The sequence below is a fragment of the Bradyrhizobium sp. CCGUVB23 genome (assembly GCF_024199885.1).
Lineage (GTDB): Bacteria > Pseudomonadota > Alphaproteobacteria > Rhizobiales > Xanthobacteraceae > Bradyrhizobium.
In genome coordinates this window covers 41,564-59,027 of record NZ_JANADQ010000001.1, presented here as the reverse complement: position 1 = coordinate 59,027, position 17,464 = coordinate 41,564, and the positions used below count along the sequence as shown (strand labels likewise).

Annotated in this window: 15 protein-coding genes; 4 read left to right on the top strand and 11 right to left on the bottom strand. The window is 63.7% G+C overall.

The genetic code is table 11. The features are described 5' to 3' along the window. Positions 1-72: 72 nt before the first annotated feature. Both hpnH and ispH read right to left on the bottom strand, forming a co-directional pair. A complete protein-coding gene (gene hpnH / locus NLN62_RS00260; protein ID WP_254106952.1) occupies positions 73-1,221 on the bottom strand; it encodes an adenosyl-hopene transferase HpnH in 1,149 nt (382 codons plus the stop codon). Positions 1,222-1,256: 35 nt separating this feature from the next. After that, positions 1,257-2,183 (bottom strand): 4-hydroxy-3-methylbut-2-enyl diphosphate reductase, encoded by a 927-nt coding sequence (gene ispH, locus NLN62_RS00255; protein ID WP_027528191.1) that lies wholly within the window; start codon positions 2,181-2,183, stop codon positions 1,257-1,259. A gap of 430 nt (positions 2,184-2,613) precedes the next feature. Here ispH and NLN62_RS00250 point away from each other — a divergent pair, with 430 nt between their 5' ends. Then, positions 2,614-5,202 (top strand): MMPL family transporter, encoded by a 2,589-nt coding sequence (locus NLN62_RS00250; protein ID WP_027528190.1) that lies wholly within the window; start codon positions 2,614-2,616, stop codon positions 5,200-5,202. On the opposite strand, the gene NLN62_RS00245 is transcribed toward NLN62_RS00250, so the two are convergent. Next, positions 5,170-5,775: a DUF2147 domain-containing protein gene (locus NLN62_RS00245; protein ID WP_027528189.1), complete on the bottom strand. Its 606-nt coding sequence runs from the start codon at positions 5,773-5,775 to the stop codon at positions 5,170-5,172. The genes NLN62_RS00250 and NLN62_RS00245 overlap by 33 nt on opposite strands. 124 nt (positions 5,776-5,899) lie before the next feature. On the opposite strand from NLN62_RS00245, the gene hpnO reads away from it, so the two are divergent. Beyond that, positions 5,900-7,291 carry an aminobacteriohopanetriol synthase HpnO gene (hpnO, locus tag NLN62_RS00240; RefSeq protein ID WP_027528188.1) on the top strand — a complete coding sequence of 464 codons (1,392 nt, stop codon included), beginning with the start codon at positions 5,900-5,902 and terminating at the stop codon, positions 7,289-7,291. A 221-nt stretch (positions 7,292-7,512) separates the two neighbouring features. Here the strand turns inward: hpnO and NLN62_RS00235 are convergent, their stop codons facing one another. The 5 genes from NLN62_RS00235 to NLN62_RS00215 all read right to left on the bottom strand — a co-directional run bounded on the left by NLN62_RS00235 (position 7,513) and on the right by NLN62_RS00215 (position 10,939). Then, a complete protein-coding gene (locus tag NLN62_RS00235) occupies positions 7,513-8,274 on the bottom strand; it encodes an anti-sigma factor (RefSeq protein WP_027528187.1) in 762 nt (253 codons plus the stop codon). After that, a complete protein-coding gene (locus tag NLN62_RS00230; protein ID WP_027528186.1) occupies positions 8,271-8,822 on the bottom strand; it encodes a sigma-70 family RNA polymerase sigma factor in 552 nt (183 codons plus the stop codon). The genes NLN62_RS00235 and NLN62_RS00230 overlap by 4 nt, the downstream gene beginning before the upstream one ends. Before the next feature lie 103 nt (positions 8,823-8,925). Next, positions 8,926-9,249 carry a cupredoxin family copper-binding protein gene (locus NLN62_RS00225; RefSeq protein WP_027528185.1) on the bottom strand — a complete coding sequence of 108 codons (324 nt, stop codon included), beginning with the start codon at positions 9,247-9,249 and terminating at the stop codon, positions 8,926-8,928. Positions 9,250-9,273: 24 nt separating this feature from the next. Beyond that, complete coding sequence (locus NLN62_RS00220; RefSeq protein ID WP_027528184.1) at positions 9,274-10,212, bottom strand: metallophosphoesterase; 939 nt, start codon at positions 10,210-10,212, stop codon at positions 9,274-9,276. A gap of 127 nt (positions 10,213-10,339) precedes the next feature. Then, a complete protein-coding gene (locus NLN62_RS00215) occupies positions 10,340-10,939 on the bottom strand; it encodes a DUF4336 domain-containing protein (RefSeq protein WP_371933092.1) in 600 nt (199 codons plus the stop codon). A gap of 420 nt (positions 10,940-11,359) precedes the next feature. Here NLN62_RS00215 and NLN62_RS00210 point away from each other — a divergent pair, with 420 nt between their 5' ends. After that, positions 11,360-11,842 (top strand): L-2-amino-thiazoline-4-carboxylic acid hydrolase, encoded by a 483-nt coding sequence (locus tag NLN62_RS00210; RefSeq protein ID WP_035665312.1) that lies wholly within the window; start codon positions 11,360-11,362, stop codon positions 11,840-11,842. Here NLN62_RS00210 and NLN62_RS00205 read toward each other — a convergent pair. Both NLN62_RS00205 and NLN62_RS00200 read right to left on the bottom strand, forming a co-directional pair. After that, on the bottom strand, positions 11,839-12,732 hold the full coding sequence (locus NLN62_RS00205; protein ID WP_254106951.1) for an alpha/beta fold hydrolase: 894 nt from the start codon (positions 12,730-12,732) through the stop codon (positions 11,839-11,841). The two genes, NLN62_RS00210 and NLN62_RS00205, sit on opposite strands and share 4 nt — an antisense overlap. A gap of 12 nt (positions 12,733-12,744) precedes the next feature. Further along, entirely contained in the window at positions 12,745-14,364 is a 1,620-nt protein-coding gene (locus NLN62_RS00200; RefSeq protein WP_254106950.1) for a GMC family oxidoreductase, read from the bottom strand. Between the two features lie 209 nt (positions 14,365-14,573). Between NLN62_RS00200 and NLN62_RS00195 the strand changes: the two genes are divergently transcribed. Beyond that, positions 14,574-15,746, top strand: a complete 1,173-nt coding sequence (locus NLN62_RS00195) for a M20 aminoacylase family protein (RefSeq protein ID WP_254106949.1) — start codon at positions 14,574-14,576, stop codon at positions 15,744-15,746. Positions 15,747-15,822: 76 nt separating this feature from the next. Here the strand turns inward: NLN62_RS00195 and NLN62_RS00190 are convergent, their stop codons facing one another. Continuing rightward, positions 15,823-17,445 carry an inorganic phosphate transporter gene (locus NLN62_RS00190; protein WP_027528180.1) on the bottom strand — a complete coding sequence of 541 codons (1,623 nt, stop codon included), beginning with the start codon at positions 17,443-17,445 and terminating at the stop codon, positions 15,823-15,825. Between the last annotated feature and the right edge of the window lie 19 nt (positions 17,446-17,464).

Sequence of the window (17,464 nt, the reverse complement as noted above, 5' to 3'; positions counted from 1 at the left end):
CGAAGCGGACAAACAAAAAAGGCCCGATCGCAACGCGATCGGGCCTTTTTGTTGTCGTCGATGTCCAGCCGCTTACGCGGCGGTCGAGGCCTTCTCCTGGGCGGCGAGCGCCTCGTCGCGGCGGATCTCGGAGAGCTTCTTCTGGACCTGCTCCGAGAAGATGTACTGCGCCGGACGCTGCTTGGAGAGGTCGATCTCAGGCGCCATCGGACCCGAGGTCTTGACGCCGCGCATTGCGACCCAGGCCGCCTTGATCGGGTTCGTCAGCGCCGCCGTCGCCGCCGTCGGCTCGTAGCCGCAATGCGCCATGCAGTCGGCGCACTTCTCATACTTGCCGGTGCCGTAGGAATCCCAGTCGGTGGTCTCCATCAGCTCCTTGAAGGTCTTGGCATAGCCTTCGCCGAGCAGATAGCAGGGCTTCTGCCAGCCGAAGATGTTGCGCGCGGGCATGCCCCAGGGCGTGCACTCGTATTCCTGGTTGCCGGCGAGGAAGTCGAGGAACAGGCCGGAATGCATGAAGTTCCACTTCTTGCCCTTGCCCATCGCGAAGACGTCGCGGAACAGCTTCTTGGTCTTGGTGCGGTTGAGGAAGTGCTCCTGGTCCGGCGCGCGCTCATAGGCGTAGCCGGGCGACATCGAGACGCCGACGCCGAGCTCGGTGGTGAAGTCCAGGAACTTTGCGATCTCTTCCGCCGGATGGCCATCGAAGATGGTCGCATTGACGTTGACCGTGAAGCCGCGCGCCTTCGCCGCCTTGATCGCGGACACGGCGCGGTCGAACACGCCCTTCTGCGACACCGCCTTGTCGTGGTGATCCTTCAACCCGTCGAGATGCACCGAGAAGAACAGGTACGGGGAGGGTTCGAACAGGTCTAGCTTCTTTTCGAGCAGAAGCGCGTTGGTGCAGAGCGAGACGAACTTCTTGCGCGCCACCAGGCCGCGTACGATCTCGCCGATCTCCTTGTGGATCAGCGGCTCGCCGCCGGGGATCGCCACCATCGGCGCGCCGCATTCGTCCGCGGCGTCCCAGCACTCCTGCGCCGTCATGCGGCGGTTGAGGATCGCGTCCGGATAGTCGATCTTGCCGCAGCCGACGCAGGCGAGATTGCAGCGAAACAGCGGCTCCAGCATCAACACGAGCGGATAGCGTTTGCGGCCAAGCAGTTTCTGCTTGACCAAATAGCCGCCGATACGCATTTCCTTGAAGAAGGGTATTGCCATCACACGTTTCTTTCTGGGCTTGGAATTCAGGTAGGTCAGCTTGCGGCGAGTTCCGCCGGAAGCCGAAATTCGATGTTTTCCTCGCGCCCTGGCAGCACCGAGACCGAAACCGGTCCGATCCGTCGCAGGGCTTCGATCACGTCATCCACGAGAACCTCAGGTGCCGAGGCGCCGGCTGTGATGCCGACGGTCTTGGCGTCTTTCAACCATTCCGGATTGAGCTCGCGGCCATCGGCGACCAGATAACTCGCCACGCCGGCCTCAGTGCCGATTTCGCGGAGCCGGTTCGAGTTGGAACTATTGGCAGCGCCCACCACCAAGATCACGTCGACCAGCTTACTTAAATCCCTTACCGCAGATTGGCGGTTCTGTGTCGCATAGCAGATATCCCGGATGTCAGGGCCTTGAATATCTGTAAATCGGGCCTGGAGGGCCGCAATAATGTCCCTGGTGTCGTCCACCGACAGCGTGGTCTGGGTGATGTAGGCCACTGGCCGATCGGCCGGCAGCATCAGGGCCTTAACCTCTTCGACGCTCTGGACCAGCAGCACGGGGCCCGGAACCTGGCCCATGGTTCCCTCGACCTCGGGATGGCCGGCATGGCCGATCAGTATCAGGGTACGGCCCTTGGAGATGTAGCGTTTCCCCTGATTGTGAACTTTCGTGACCAAGGGGCAGGTCGCGTTCAGCACAGGAAGGTCGCGCGCGGCAGCCTCTTCCTCGACGCTGCGCGCCACGCCGTGGGCGCTGAAAACAGTCATTGCCTTCGGCGGAACCTCGGACAGCTCCTCGACGAAGATCGCGCCCTTCTGCTTCAGGCTCTCGACGACGTATTTGTTGTGTACGATCTCGTGGCGCACATAGACGGGCGGGCCGTACTTCTCCAGCGCCCGCTCCACGATCTCGATGGCACGCACCACGCCGGCACAAAAGCCGCGCGGCTGCGCTAGATAAATTTCCATAGGGTGTCCATCACGCAAGTTGCACCAAATCCGTTCAGTTGTCCCCGGCGGCACCCCGATACTCACCAATAGTGCAATATCCGCACCATTGGTTCCGCACCGGTGGTAGCCGCCCACCCGTCCGTTTGGCCCCAAGCGCATGGAGGCACAGGGCCTTGTGTCAAAAAAACGGCCGCGAGGGAAGGCGGATCGCGTCCTCGGTTCCATTAACGGTACTATGATGCGGCAAGGTTAAGGCAGATCCTCACCCCTTCGTCACTTTACCGCCTCAACTGGCCGTCTATACCCGCCCGCGCGATCGTTGACTTCCGTCAATTCCTCGAACCTCCCGACGGGTCAAACCGCCCAAAACAGCGATAGGTTTCGCCGGGGAACTCCGATAAACAGCGGGCGTTTCCGGCAAGCTGTTTGAAAGCCAGAAAGAATAGATGTGCTGCAAACTATAGTCGTTGCGATCGTCCGAGCCTGCACCCGATTTGCCACCCTCGTCGTTATCGCCGGGCTCCTGCTGGCGGTGGGCGCGGGCTACTACGCGGCGCGCCATTTCGCCATCAACACCGATATCAACTCGCTGATCGCGCAAAATCTCGACTGGCGGCAGCGCGACCAGGCCTTCGATCGTGCCTTCGATCGCGACGCCACCATTCTGGCCGTCGTCGAGGCGGCGACGCCCGAGATGACGACGGCTGCGGCCGACGCGCTCTACGCCAAGCTGAGGGACGACAAGACCAATTTCGTGTCGATGCAGCAGCTCGGCACCGGCGAATTCTTCGAGAAGAACGGGCTGCTGTTCCTGCCGACCGAAGAGGTCGGCAAGATCACCGGCCAGTTCGAGTCGGCAGCGCCCCTGATCGAGATCATGGCGGGCGATCCCTCGATCCGCGGCCTCACCGGCGCGCTGGAGACCGGGCTTGCCGGCGTCAAACGGGGCCAGGTGAAGCTCGACAACACCGAGCGTCCCTTCAACCTGATCGCGCAGACGGTTGAGACGGTCCTGAACAAGGGCAACGCAATCTTCTCCTGGCGCGAGCTCGTCAGCGACAAGCCGCTCTCCGACTCGGACAAGCGCGCCTTCATCGAGTTCAAGCCGGTCCTCGATTACAACGCGCTCGAGCCCGGCAAGGGCGCGACGGATGCGATCCGCAAGGCCGCGGCCGACCTTGATTTCCCGACCAAGTACCAGGCGCGGGTGCGCCTGACCGGTCCGGTCCCCATCGCCAATGAGGAATACGCCACGGTGCAGGAAGGCGTCGTCGTTAACGGCATCGGCACCGTCCTGGTGGTGTTGCTGATCCTCTGGCTCGCGCTGCATTCGGCGAAGATCATCTTCGCCGTGTTCGTGAACCTGTTCGTCGGGCTCGCGATCACGACGGCCGCAGGCCTGATGATGGTCGGCTCGCTCAACCTGCTTTCGATTGCCTTCGCCGTGCTGTTCGTCGGTCTCGGCGTCGATTTCGGCATCCAGTACAGCGTCCGCTATCGCTCGGAACGCTACAAGGTCAATGATCTCACTTCTGCGCTCGTGCTGGGCGCCAAGCGTTCGGCGATCCCGCTGTCGCTGGCCGCGATGGCGACTGCCGCAGGCTTCCTCTGCTTCATGCCGACCGATTACAAGGGTATTTCCGAGCTCGGCCAGATCGCCGGTGTCGGCATGCTGGTGGCGTTCCTCTCCTCGATCACCGTGCTGCCGGCACTGTTGAAGCTCTTGAACCCGCCTGGCGAGAAGGAGCCGGTCGGCTACGCCTTCCTGGCGCCGCTCGATCACTTCCTGGAGAAGCACCGCGTGGTGATCGTGGGCGGCACGCTGCTCCTCGCCGTCGGCGGCCTGCCGCTGCTCTACTACATGAAATTCGACTTCAATCCGATGAACCTGCGCAACCCCAGGGCGGAGTCGATCGCGACCTTCCTTGACCTGCGCAAGGATCCGAACACCGGCGCCAACGCCATCAACGTGCTGACCAATTCGGAAGAGCAGGCGACGCAGATCGAGGCGAGGCTCGAGAAGCTGCCGGAGGTGCTGCGGGTGATGTCCCTCGACAGCTTCGTGCCATCGGATCAGGCACCGAAGCTGAAGCTGATCGCGCAGGGCGCCAAGGTGATCAATCCCGCGCTCAACCCGGATCAGGTCGACGCTGCGCCTTCGGACCAGGAAAATGTCGACTCGCTGAAATCCTCGGTCGAGGCCTTGCGCAGGACTGCAGGCAACGACAAGGGACCCGGTGCTACCGCCTCGCGGCGGCTTGCGGATGGGCTCGAGAAGCTGGCCAACGCGGACGAGGCGACCCGCAACAAGGCACAGGACGTCTTCATTACGCCGATGAAGATCGTGTTCGATCAGCTCAGGAACGCGATGCAGGCCGAGCCGGTCACGCTGAAGTCGCTTCCGTCTGATCTGGTCAATGCCTGGAAGAGCAAGGACGGCGTGATCCGCGTCGAGGCGCTGCCGCGCGGCGATCCCAACGACAACGACACCTTGCGCAAGTTCGCCGCGGCGGTGCTCGCAGCGGAGCCGATGGCGATCGGCGGTCCGGTGTCGATCCTGAAATCGGGCGATACGGTCGTGCGCGCCTTCATCATGGCGGGCATCTATGCGCTGGTCGTCATCAGCCTGCTCTTGTGGATCACCTTGCGGCGCTTCACCGACGTGCTGATGACGCTGGTGCCGCTCCTGGTTGCGGGAGCCGTGACGCTCGAGATCTGCGTGTTGATCGGGTTGCCGCTCAACTTCGCCAATATCGTCGCCTTCCCGTTGCTGCTCGGCGTCGGCGTCGCCTTCAAGATCTACTATGTCGTGGCTTGGCGCTCCGGCAGGACAAACCTGCTGCAGACCAGCCTGACGCGGGCGATCTTTTTCAGCGCGCTGACGACGGCGACCGCGTTCGGCAGCCTGTGGCTGTCGAGCCATCCCGGCACGTCCAGCATGGGCAAGCTGCTCGCGCTTTCGCTGGTGACGACGCTCGCCGCCGTGCTGCTGTTTCAGCCGGCCCTAATGGGCAAACCCCGCAATCTCAGGGAGTAGGCAGATGTCGCCAACGGGATCGGCGGCAGCCTTCTGACCGGGTTTTGCGCTCGCGCCGGTGCTCTTGGGAGCGGCAGGCGCTGCCATCTTGGGCGCGGCGCCGGTGGTCTTCGGCGCGCCCTTGGCCATGCTGTTGGCGGGGCTCGACGGGATCGGCGGCCCGACCCGGGTCCAGGTCTCGCCGCCACAGAGAAAGCCGAGCACGCAGCCCTTGATCTCGAGCTGGTCCGTGCCAGCGGGTGTGATGGTCGACGCGTAGAGCTGGCCATCCTTGGCGTTGTAGACTTGGCCCTCCCACTGGTCGGCGCCGGCCTTCTTCTTCATGTCGATCAGGATCGCCATGCCCAGGGTCGGCCTGCTCTTTTTTGAGACATCCGGGTTGTTCTCATCGCGGCCGCCGGGGGTCTTCTCCCAGGACACCGCGCCCCACATGCTGCCATTGCATTGCGCCACGCGGATGTTGGCGACGCCGTCGGCGACCCGCCAGTCGCCGGTCGGATCGGCCGCGAAGGCCGGGTTCAAACAGCTGAAACCGCTAACCAGTATTATTCCGGAGTAAAGGGCCAAACGCATGATAGTTCCTTGGCAGTGCAACATGATTTAAAGCTGTGCTTGCGAAGATGGTCCGAAAAAGGGCAAAAGGCCGCAACGACCGTTTTCTGTTGACGACACGACCATCAACCGAAGTATGTAGCGGATGCACACTCCAAATCCAGACATGGCCCAGCTCTTTGCTGACCGCGAGGCGCAACGCAGCTCCCTGCATACGCGTCACCTGAACGAGCAGTTCGTTCGGGTGCTCAAGACCATCGGTTATGACGTCGGCTTCCAGAAGGGGCAGGGGCAGTACCTCTACGACCGCGATGGCGCGCGCTATCTCGACCTGCTGTCCGGCTTTGGTGTGTTCGCGATCGGCCGCAACCATCCCGTGATGCGCGAGGCGCTGAAGAGCGTGCTCGACGCCGATCTGCCCAATCTCGTTCAGTTCGACGTCTCGACGCTCGCCGGCGTGCTCGCCGAGCGGCTGCTCAAATATGTGCCCTATCTCGACAAGGCGTTCTTTGCCAATTCGGGTGCGGAGAGTGTGGAAGCGGCGATCAAGTTTGCGCGCGGTGCCACCGGGCGCCCAGGCATCGTCTATTGCGCCCACGCCTATCACGGCCTGACCTACGGCGCGCTGTCGCTGACGGGGGACTCGAATTTCCGCAGCGGCTTCGAGCCGTTGCTGCCCGGCTGCACCTCGATCCCGTTCAACGATCTCGCCGCGCTGGAAAAGGCGCTGTCCTCGCGCGAGGTCGCAGGCTTCATCGTCGAGCCGATCCAAGGCAAGGGCGTCAACATGCCCACCGACGAGTTCCTGCCGGGCGCGGCTGCGCTCTGCAAGAAATACGGCACGCTGTTCATCGCCGACGAGATCCAGACCGGCATGGGCCGCACCGGCCGCTTCCTCGCGGTCGAGCACTGGAATGTCGAGCCCGACATGGTGCTGCTGTCGAAGTCGCTCTCGGGCGGCCACGTGCCGGTCGGCGCGGTGCTGACGCGGAAAAGCATCTTCGACAAGATCTTCAACCAGATGGACCGTGCGGTGGTGCACGGCTCGACCTTCTCCAAGAACGACCTTGGGATGGCCGCCGGCATCGCCACGCTGGACGTGATGGAATCCGAGAAGCTCATCGAGGCTGCCGCCAAGCGCGGTGCCGAGCTTCGCCTCGCGCTCACCCGCATGGTGCCCGGCTATGAGCTGATGAAGGAAGTGCGCGGCAAGGGCCTCATGATCGGCATCGAATTCGGCCCGCCGAAATCGCTGCGCTTGAGGGCGTCCTGGAACGTGCTGGAGACGGCGAACAAGGGCCTGTTCTGCCAGCTCATCACCGTGCCGCTGTTCAAGGACCACAAGATCCTGACGCAAGTCGCCGGCCACGGCAGCCACACCATCAAGCTGCTGCCGCCGCTCACCATCACCGAAGAAGACTGCAACTGGATCGAGAAGGCGTTCGACGACGTCATCGCCGGCAGCCACAAGGTCCCCGGCGCGATCTGGTCGCTCGGCAAGACGCTGGTGGACAATGCGGTGAGGCGGTCGGCGTAGGCAGGCTTACTTTGCCGCAATAGCGATCGGGATTGCGACCACCTATCGGTTCCACGATCCTGGCGAAAGCCAGGACCCATACCGCGTGATCTCTCATAGAACTTCGGGGCTAGTACCAATCACAGAACTGCATTCTGTGGTAATGGGTCCTGGCTTTCGCCAGGACGACCTTGGAAAGGATTTGCGCGCCAGCAACCACGTTGTTGTGGTTCGACGGAACCTTACCCCTCCACATTCGCCTTCATCGCCCTCTCGAACTTGTCGACGAATTCCGCGAGCTCGTCGGCGCCGATATCGCTGACGGCCCAGAAGTTCAGGCCGCGGTCGCCCCAGCGGCGGCAGTTGAAGCCCTGCATGGTCTGGGTCTTCGGCGGGCGGTGCTCGGCGCTTGCGGTCTGCGACACGAACAGGTTGATGATGTGCTGGCGGCGCCGGTAGATCACAGCGCCGATCGCGCGGGCGTCGATATAATCGAGCCGGCCGCCGACCAGCGTAAAGCCCTGCGCGGTTAGGTCGATCACGGGCGGGGCAACGTCGAGCTTGCCGTTGAACCACGGTTTTACGGTGTGCTGGTCGGTGGAGACGACGTCGGTCAAATGACCGGCCTGAAGCGAGCGCAGATGCGCGGAAACGACCTCGGACAGGATGCGCTGCTGGTCATCCTGGCGCAGCACGATGGCCACGAGGCCGGTGGCGGCGAGCGCCGAGACCGCCGAGCCCATCGCAAAGCCGCGCAGCACCGCGCGGCGGCTCTGCTGGCGCGGCTGCGGCAGCGAGGCCTCGATGCGGGCACGCAAGTTTGCCGGCGCGGTGTAGCGCAAATCGGTATCGGCGAGCACGTGCTTCATCTCGCGCTGGGCGGCGAGCTCGGCCGCACAAGCCGGGCAGGCCGCGATGTGCGCCTCGACCTCGCTGGTATGGCCGGCGTCGAGCTCGCCGTCGATCAGTGCGTGAAGCAGAAGCTTTGCCTCGTCGCAGGTCATTTCGGTTGCTCCTCTTCCGCCATCCAGGCTGAGCGCAGCATGGCGCGGGCGCGGGCAAGGCGGGACATCACGGTGCCGATCGGCGCGCCGACGGCGTCTGCGATTTCGCGATAGGACAGGTTGTTGATCTCCCGCAGCACAAAAGTTTCCTTGAACGGTTCGGCCAAAGCCTCGATGAGTTTTCTGATCGCCGTCGCGTCACGCGTGCGCAGCATGTCAATTTCGGGATTTGCTTCAGTCTCGCGCCAGATCGGCGGCTGCTCGGCCGCTTCGGGAATATCCTCGATCGCCGCGGGCGAATGCGCCCGACGCGCATATTCGGCATTGCAGACGTTGCGCAGGATCGCGAACAGCCACGGCTTCATCGCCGGGCCGCGATAGCTGTCGAAATGCTTCAGCGCGCGCAGGTAGCACTCCTGCACGGCATCCTCAGCATCCGAGGCGTCACGCAGCAGATAGCGCGCGAGCGTATAGACGTCGTCCAGATGCGGCAGCGCCGCTTCACGGAAGCGCCGCGCCTTGTCGGGATCGTCGCTGGTGGAGGGCATCGCCGCTCGCTTTGCCTTTTCGCCGGTGCCGGCTTTCGACGCGCGCGCCCGGCCAGCGTCAATCCACTGGCCGGGCAGGATGGTGATGCCTTGGTTTGAGCCGTTACTCAACCTTGATCAACCCCGTCATGTGGGGATGCAGCGAACAAAAATACTTGTAATCGCCGGCCGCCGTGAAGGTGAACGCGAATTTGTCGTCGGTGTCGAGGGTCTTCGACCTGAACTTGCCGGCCGAGACGATGGTGTGGGGGATATCGTCCCGGTTGATCCAGGTGATGGTGGTGCCGGTTTTCACCGTGAGCTCGGCCGGCTGGAAGGTGAAATTGTCGATATGCACCTCCATGTCGTCGGCGCGGGCGTTGGTGATGGGCAGCAGCACGGCCGCGGCCACGGCGACACCGAAGTCGCGGCGATTGAGAGTCTTCATGGTCAGCTTCCGTTCAGCCTTGAATCAACCTTGGAGCGGCGTGTCGATGATGGCGAGGCGCTGATCGCCTTGCTTGAAGTTGATGCTGGCGACCCCGAGCATGGAGCGCAGCTTTGCGTCCTCGACCTTCATCGGGCCGGGTGAGGGGGCAGCTCCGGGCGCGGGCTGCGGGAAGGCGGTGGAGCGTGCGGTGTGGAAGGTGACGTTGCCCTCGACCTTCTGCATCACCTGGTGGATGTGGCCGTTGAGCACGGTGACCGAGCCGAAGCCCTTGACGTATTCGAGCGCGCGCGCGCCGTCCTCGGTGCCCCAGCCCCATTGCGGATAGACGGTCCAGAGCGGGATGTGGGCGAACAGCACGACCGGAGTGGATTTCGATTTGCCGCGCAGATCGTCCTCGAGCCATGCGAGCTGCTCGGTGCCGAGATTGCCGAGCCCGCCGGCCTTGAGGTCGACGACGTTGACGAGGCCGACGAAATGCACGCCGCCGGCATCGAACGAATACCAGCCCTGGCCCTTGGTGCCGCGACCATAGCGATCGCGATAGAACTTCACCTCCTCGTCGAGGAAATCATGCTCGCCCGGCACGTAGTGCACGTCGAGCTTGGTCTGCGAGATGATGCGCTCGGCATTGTCGAACTCGGCGGCTTTCGACAGGTGGGTGATGTCGCCGGTGTGGATCATGAAGGACGGCTTTGCCGGCATCGCATTGATCTTGTTGACGGCCTCCTCCAGCGTGCCGAGCGCGTTGGGATTGGCCGGCTTGTCGAAGCCGACATGGCTGTCGCTGATCTGGAGAAAGGTCATGCCGGGCGCTTCTGCGGCCTGGACGGAATCGACGATGCCGAGCGAGCGCGGCACGCCGCCCGTGATGGTCCAGAGCACCCCGGTGCCGGCCCAGGTCATGCATTCGAGCACCTTGCGGCGGTTGACGCCGTCGTCCCCGTGGTCGTGTCCGCTCATCACGCCTCTCCTTGCGCCCGGAATTGGGCTTCGGAGGAGGTGATCGGGGGAGGGGCGGGTTTATTCCTGGATGGGATGACGAATTCGTGAGCGAGGGCCGCAAGTCCAGCGGCCTCAGATCTGCCGCTTAAGGGCTCAGCCACGCAAATGCGCGCCGCAAAAATGCTGATGCATCCGTCTCGATCGGCGTTCCGTGGGCCATCAGTACTTTTTCGGCAGGCCACGCGAGAACGCGCGTGAGGGCTTCTCGCGCCACGCGTCGGTTGGCAAACGCAATCCGGAATTTGTACGGCACCGACGGCTCGGGCCCAACCATGCGATCCAGCTTCGCAACGGTCGCCCGCCACCCCGACAGCAGATGAGATGGAATTTGTTGGAGGAGATCGGTGAAAAGTACGGTTCGGCTCTCAGCATGAAAGAACACCACCTCCGTCGTGATCAGATTGCCGCGCACCTGGACCTGATCTATCTGCCCGGCCCAATCCGCGTTCGGTACATCGCCGAGGTCGGTGTCGAAGCTGATATCGGCGCGCCTCTGTCGCAGGCCAGGCGGGGCGTGGAGCTTGGCTCCGGGATAGGCGCGCTTCCACTCGGGAAGAAAGAGATGATGAAGTGAATTGGGCGCAACGATGTGCCGGACCTGGCCAACGGCATCGACGGCTTCTCGCAAGCTCTCCGTGATCTTCGTCGGTGACCAGACGAAAAGGCTTTGGTCCGGGAGCCTCATGACAGCCATTCGGGTGGGATAGTGAAATCCCGCGACCGAGACGTGTGGACCATCTGCGATCCAGATATCGCGACCGAATTCCGTCAGCATCGTCAAGCCAGCACCTCGAATGTCCTCAACGCCTCAACGGCCGAAAGGCGATGCCCTAGATGTGTGTGAGGAGCCTGCGGAGCGCCCGGACCTCACGGCATCCGGCCAGTCCTGGCAGCATCACGGGCTGAGGTGACGTGCCGATGCTCCTAACGCTCGCAGACCGTTCAGGGGAGGAACCGATAGCCCATCGCACAAAGCGCCCTCTCGCTCCGGAAGCGCACATCTTCGTGGCATAGAAAATCTAAGTCAACGCTTCAGAAGATCTGGTTTGATCCGTGGATGGCGGCGTGAAACAAACATGTCAGTCCATGAAAGAGGCGGTCGACAATGGTTGATACGAGCGAAGTTGCCATCAGCCACCTGCAGCGCCGGAAGATCGAAGGGCGCGTGCTGATTCCGTTCATTCAGGTGTTGCGCGACCGATTTGGTCAAAGCGCAATGCGCGAAGTCGTTGACGAAACGATACGTCGGCTCGCCGCCGAGGACGGCGCGAGGTGGGCGGCAGCCTATGGAAAGTCAACTGCGTCGCTGCGAACCGTGGCGCAGGAGCTCTGGGCCGGCGGTGGCGGCATGGATGTCACGGTGGTCGCGGAGTCCGAAGATCATCTCGATTTCAATGTCACGCGCTGTCAATACGCCGAGTTCTACAAGGAGCTGGGTCTCGCGGATCTCGGCGCCCGCGTCCACTGCAATCGAGACCATGCCATGCTGGCCGGCTTCAACGACGAACTCGAGCTGTCCCGCAGCCAGACGATCATGGAAGGCGGAGCCTGCTGCGACTTCAGGTTTCGCAAAGGGCCGCAGGGCTAGGCCGAGAACTCCAGCACGGCCTGCACCACGAGGGCCGGCGCCTCCTGCGCCACACAATGGCCAACGCCGTCGAAGGTCTCCGCACTGACGCGCGGAATGAGCGACACCGCGCGGGATGCCATCTGCTTGTAGATCGCGCCCGACTTCTCGGCGGTCGTAATGCGCACCGGGCAGTCGATCTCGGTCAGGTATCCGAACGGGTTGCCGCGCGTATCGCCCGTGTAGATCTGCTCCATCGCTTCGAAGATGGGACGCAGGATCGCGGACTCGATCTCGGGTGTACAGCAGAGCCGCACCCGACCATCCGCGAGGGGGTTGAAGCCGTGCTTCACATAGGCCCAGAGCGAGGCCTCAGTCCAATCCGCAAATGCAGGCGCGGCACGGTAGCGCTTGAAGACGGCATCAAAACCGTCGAACTCGCGCTGGCGCCGCAGCACGCCTTGCACGGCAGCGCTCGCCCATTCGCTCAATCCCGCCGATGCATCGCGCGGCTGGCGCGGGTCCATCACGGTCGGCTCCATCACGAACAGGCGCGTGAAACGGGCGGGCAGGAGCTTTGCCGCGAGCAGCAGGTCGGTCGCGCCGGCGCTGTGGCCGATGCCGTAGATGTCGGAGAGATCGAGCGCTTCAATCACCCGGCAGATATCGTCGGAGTAATCGAGGAAGTGATAGGCGCCGGGCTTGTGGCTCGCGCCGTGGCCGCGGCGATCAAGCGCATAGACGGTGTAGCTCGATGCGAGATCGTGGGCGACTTCGTTCCAGACGTCGGCGACGAATCCGGTGCCGTGAAGCAGCAGCGCGGGCGGCTTGCGCCGCTCTCCCTCTCCCCACTGCACCAGCGCAATCTGCGCGCCGGCGGGTCCGATCGAATGGCGATGCTGAGTGATCATGCCGCGGTGCGTTTACTTCGCATCTTCCAAAATCATCGTCGCGCCCTTTTCGGCGATCATCGCAGTCGGCGTGTTGGTATTGCCTGACGTGATCGTCGGCATGATCGAGGCATCGACGATGCGCAGGCCGCCGAGGCCGTAGAAGCGCAGGCGTTCGTCGACGACGGCCATCGGATCGTTGGCCGTGCCCATCTTCGCCGTGCCGACGGGATGAAAGATGGTGGTGCCGATATCACCGGCGGCTTTGGCGAGCGAGGCATCGTCATCGCCGACGGAGGGGCCGGGCAGATATTCGCTCGGGTGATATTTTGCCAGCGCCTTCTGCTGCATCAGGCGGCGCGTGGTGCGGATGGCGTCGGCGGCGACCTGGCGGTCGTCTTCGGTCGAGAGGTAATTCGGCGCGATGATCGGCTTCTCGTCCGGCGTCGCCGCGCGCAGGCGTACGGAGCCGCGCGAGGTCGGCTGGAGATTGCAGGCGCTGACCGTGATCGCGGGGAAGCGGTGCAGGGGATCGCCGAACTTGTCGAGCGAGAGTGGCTGCACGTGGAACTGGATGTTGGCGCGCGAGCGCGTCGCATCGGAACGGGTGAAGATGCCGAGTTGCGACGGCGCCATGGTGAGGGGGCCGCGGCGGCGGAAAGCATAGTCGAGCCCCATCAGGCCGCGGCGGAACAGATTGTAGTAGGTTTCGTTCAGCGTGCGCACGCCCTCGACCTTGTAGATCGCGCGCTGTTGCAGATGGTCCTGCAAATTGCGTCCCACCCCGGGCCGGTCCATCACGACGTCGATGCCGAGCGGCGACAGCCAGTCGGCAGGTCCGATGCCGGTGCGATGCAGGACCTGGATCGAGCCGATCGCGCCGGCCGAGAGGATCACCTCGCGCCTGGCGCGCGCCTCGATGGTCTCGCCATTCTGGATGAAGCGCACGCCGACGGCGCGGCCCTGCTCGATGATGAGACGATCGACGAGCACGTGCTTCTCGAGCCGCAGATTGGGCCGGTTCAGCGCGGGCTTGAGGAAGCCGCGCGCCGAGGACCAGCGCCGGCCGCGCTTCTGGTTGACGTGGAAATAGCTCGTGCCCTCATTGTCGCCGGTGTTGAAATCCGGGATGCGCTTGATGCCCATCTCCTCTGCGGCATCTCCGACCGCGTCGAGAATGGTCCAGGACAGCCGCGGCGCCTCGATGCGCCAGCCGCCGCCGACACCGTGATGCTCGCTCGGCCCAAGAAAGTGATCCTCCAGCCGCTTGAACAGCGGCTGCACGTCATCATAGCCCCAGCCAGTGAGCCCGAGCTGGCGCCAATGGTCGTAGTCGGCGGCTTGTCCCCGCATCGAGATCATGGCGTTGATCGCCGAGCAGCCGCCGATCACCTTGCCGCGGGGATAGGCGAGCGCGCGGCCGTTCAGCCCGGGCTCGGCCTCGGTCTTGAACATCCAGTCCGAGCGTGGGTTGCCGATAGCGAAGAGATAGCCGACGGGGATGTGGAACCAGATCCAGTTGTCGTCGCCGCCGGCCTCGAGAATGAGGACGCGGTTCTTCGGATCAGCCGAGAGCCGGTTGGCGACGATGCAGCCCGCCGTGCCGGCCCCGACGACAATGTAGTCAAACTCACCTTCGAGCCGCCTTGGCATTCTGCTTCCACCCAGATGGTCGACATGCCCAGGCTCGGTCTTTGGCTTGTCCCGGGCATTCACGCGCTTGCCGTCCTAATAGTCGGTCGTGGATGTCCGGGACAAGCCCAAGCATGACGGCGGGCAAGGCCATGTCCGAAGCAGTTAGGTGGACCGCCGCTTGCATGGTAGACAGTCCTGTATTCCCAACTGAAAGCTTGAGATCCTCCATGCCCATCGTGAACCGCGTCGCCGACCTTCAACCTGACATCCAGGCCTGGCGGCGGGACATCCATCAGCACCCGGAGCTGCTGTACGACGTTCACCGCACCGCAGCATTCGTTGCGGACCGCCTGCGCGAGTTCGGCTGTGATGAGGTTGTCACCGGCATGGGTCAGACCGGCGTGGTCGGGCTGATCAAGGGCAAGAAGCCGGCGGGCGAGGGCATCAAGACCATTGGCCTCCGCGCCGACATGGATGCGCTGCCGATCGAGGAACAGACCAACCTGCCTTACGCCTCGAAGAATCCGGGCAAGATGCATGCTTGCGGCCATGACGGCCACACCGCGATGCTGCTTGGCGCGGCGCGCTATCTCGCCGAGACCCGCAATTTCGCCGGCGATGCGGTCGTGATCTTTCAACCAGCCGAGGAGGGCGGCGCGGGTGGCGCGGCCATGGTCAAGGACGGGCTGATGGAGCGTTTTGCCATCGACCAGGTCTACGGCATGCATAACGGCCCCGGCATTCCCATCGGCTCGTTCGCGATCCGGCAGGGGCCGATCATGGCGGCGACTGACGAGGTTGACATCAAGATCGAGGGTCTCGGCGGCCACGCCGCGCGCCCGCACAAATGCGTCGATTCCGTTCTGGTCGGCGCGCAGGTCATCACGGCGCTGCAGTCGATCGTCGCGCGCAGCATCGATCCCCTGGATTCGGCCGTGATCTCGATCTGCGAATTCCACGCCGGCAATGCCCGCAACGTCATTCCGCAGACGGCTGAGCTCAAGGGCACGATCCGCACGCTGACGCCCGAGGTGCGCGCCCTCGTCGAGAAGCGCGTGCGCGAAGTGGTGGCGGGCGTGGCACAGATCACCGGCGCGAAAATCGATCTGCACTACAAGAGGAATTATCCCGTGGTGAACAACCATGCCGCGCAGACCGAGATCGCGCGGACGGTTGCCAAACAGGTCGCGGGCGATGCCAACGTGCACGAGATGCCGCCGCTGATGGGCGGCGAGGATTTTGCCTACATGCTGGAAGCGCGCCCCGGCGCCTTCATCTTCTGCGGCAACGGCGACAGCGCGGGTCTCCATCACCCCGCATATAATTTCAACGACGAGGCGATCGTCTACGGCACGTCCTACTGGATCAAGTTGGTGGAAAGCTCGCTGGCGGCCTCGTAAGCACACACAAGCCAGGGTGAAATGGAAAAAGGGCCCGCGCGATGCGCGGGCCCTTTGTCGTTGAGTGGCGTAGCGCTCAGAACACCCGCGAGAACACGTAGTAGAGCACGCCGGAGATGATCATCGCGGCCGGCAGGGTGAGCACCCAGGCCATCGCGATGTTGCGGATCGTCGCCCATTGCAGGCCCGAGCCGTTGGCCGCCATCGTGCCGGCGATGCCGGACGACAGCACGTGCGTGGTCGAGACCGGCAGGCCGTAGACGTCGGCGGCGGCAATGGTGGCGGCTGCGGTGATCTCGGCGCAGGCGCCTTGCGCATAGGTCAGGTGCGTCTTGCCGATCTTTTCGCCGACCGTGACGACGATGCGCTTCCAGCCAACCATGGTGCCGAGTCCAAGTGCGATGGCGACCACGATCTTCACCCAGCCGGGGATGAACTTCGTGGCGCTGTCGAGCGAGCCCTTGTAGGCGGTGAGCACGGCGACGTCGTTGGCGCTGAGCTCGGCCTCCTTGTCCTTCATCAGGAAGCGGATTGCTTCCGAGACGAGGTACATGTCATTGCGGGTGTTGCCGACGACTTCGGCCGGCACCTTCGCCAGCGATCCGTAGGTGGTGACCTGCTTTGCGATGTCACGCACGAGCACGGCGAGCGACGGGAACGTGCCGCCGTTGACCTCGTGTTGAGCGACGTAGTTGGTCACTGCAGGCCGCGGATTGCCGATGACGTTGTAGCCGGCGGCCTTGGCCTCGATCACCTTGCTCGCGGCCTCCGAGTTCGCGACGAACGCCTCGATCTGGCTCGCCGGCAGTGCGCGATTGAGCGCATAGGCCGTCGGCACGGTGCCGATCAGGATCAGCATGATCAGGCCCATGCCCTTCTGGCCGTCATTGGAGCCGTGGAAGAAGCTCACCAGCGTGCAGGTGAGGATCAGGATGCCGCGGATCCACCACGGCGGCGGCTGGTCGCCCTTCGGCTCGCCGAACAAAGCGGGCGTGGCGCGCAGCAGCACGGTACGCAGGATCAGGAGCAGGCCGGCGGCGAGCGCGAACCCGAACAGCGGCGACAGCAGCAAAGCCTTGCCGATATTGGTGGCCTGGGTCCAGTCGACGCCCGAGGTGCCGCTGCGGCCGTGCAGGACCGCATTCATGATGCCGACGCCCATGATCGAGCCGATCAGCGTATGCGAGCTCGACGCCGGCAGGCCGAAATACCAGGTGCCGACGTTCCAGATGATCGCCGCGATCAACAGCGCGAACACCATGGCAAAGCCCGCGCTGGAGCCGACCTGGAGGATCAACTCCACCGGCAGCAGCGAGACGATGCCGAACGCGACCGCGCCGCTCGAGAGCAGCACGCCGAACAGGTTGAACATGCCGGACCAGACCACGGCGACGTGGGCGGGCAGCGAGCGGGTGTAGATGACGGTTGCGACCGCATTGGCGGTGTCGTGAAAGCCGTTCACGAACTCGAAGCCGAGCGCGATCAGCAGCGCGACGAAGAGCATGAGGAAGGGCGCAATGCTCTTGACCTGCGTGCCGGTCGCATCGACGTCGACCCAGATGCTGTAGGCGACGAAGAGCAGCGCCGCGGCGATGACCCCCATGTAGATAATGCCGGTCAGCGGATGAAAACCGCGGTCGAGGTCGGGGCCCCTCCGCAAGGCCGGCTCGATGGAGCCGGGTAAAGCAAGGTCACTCATTGAAAACTCTCCTGTCCCT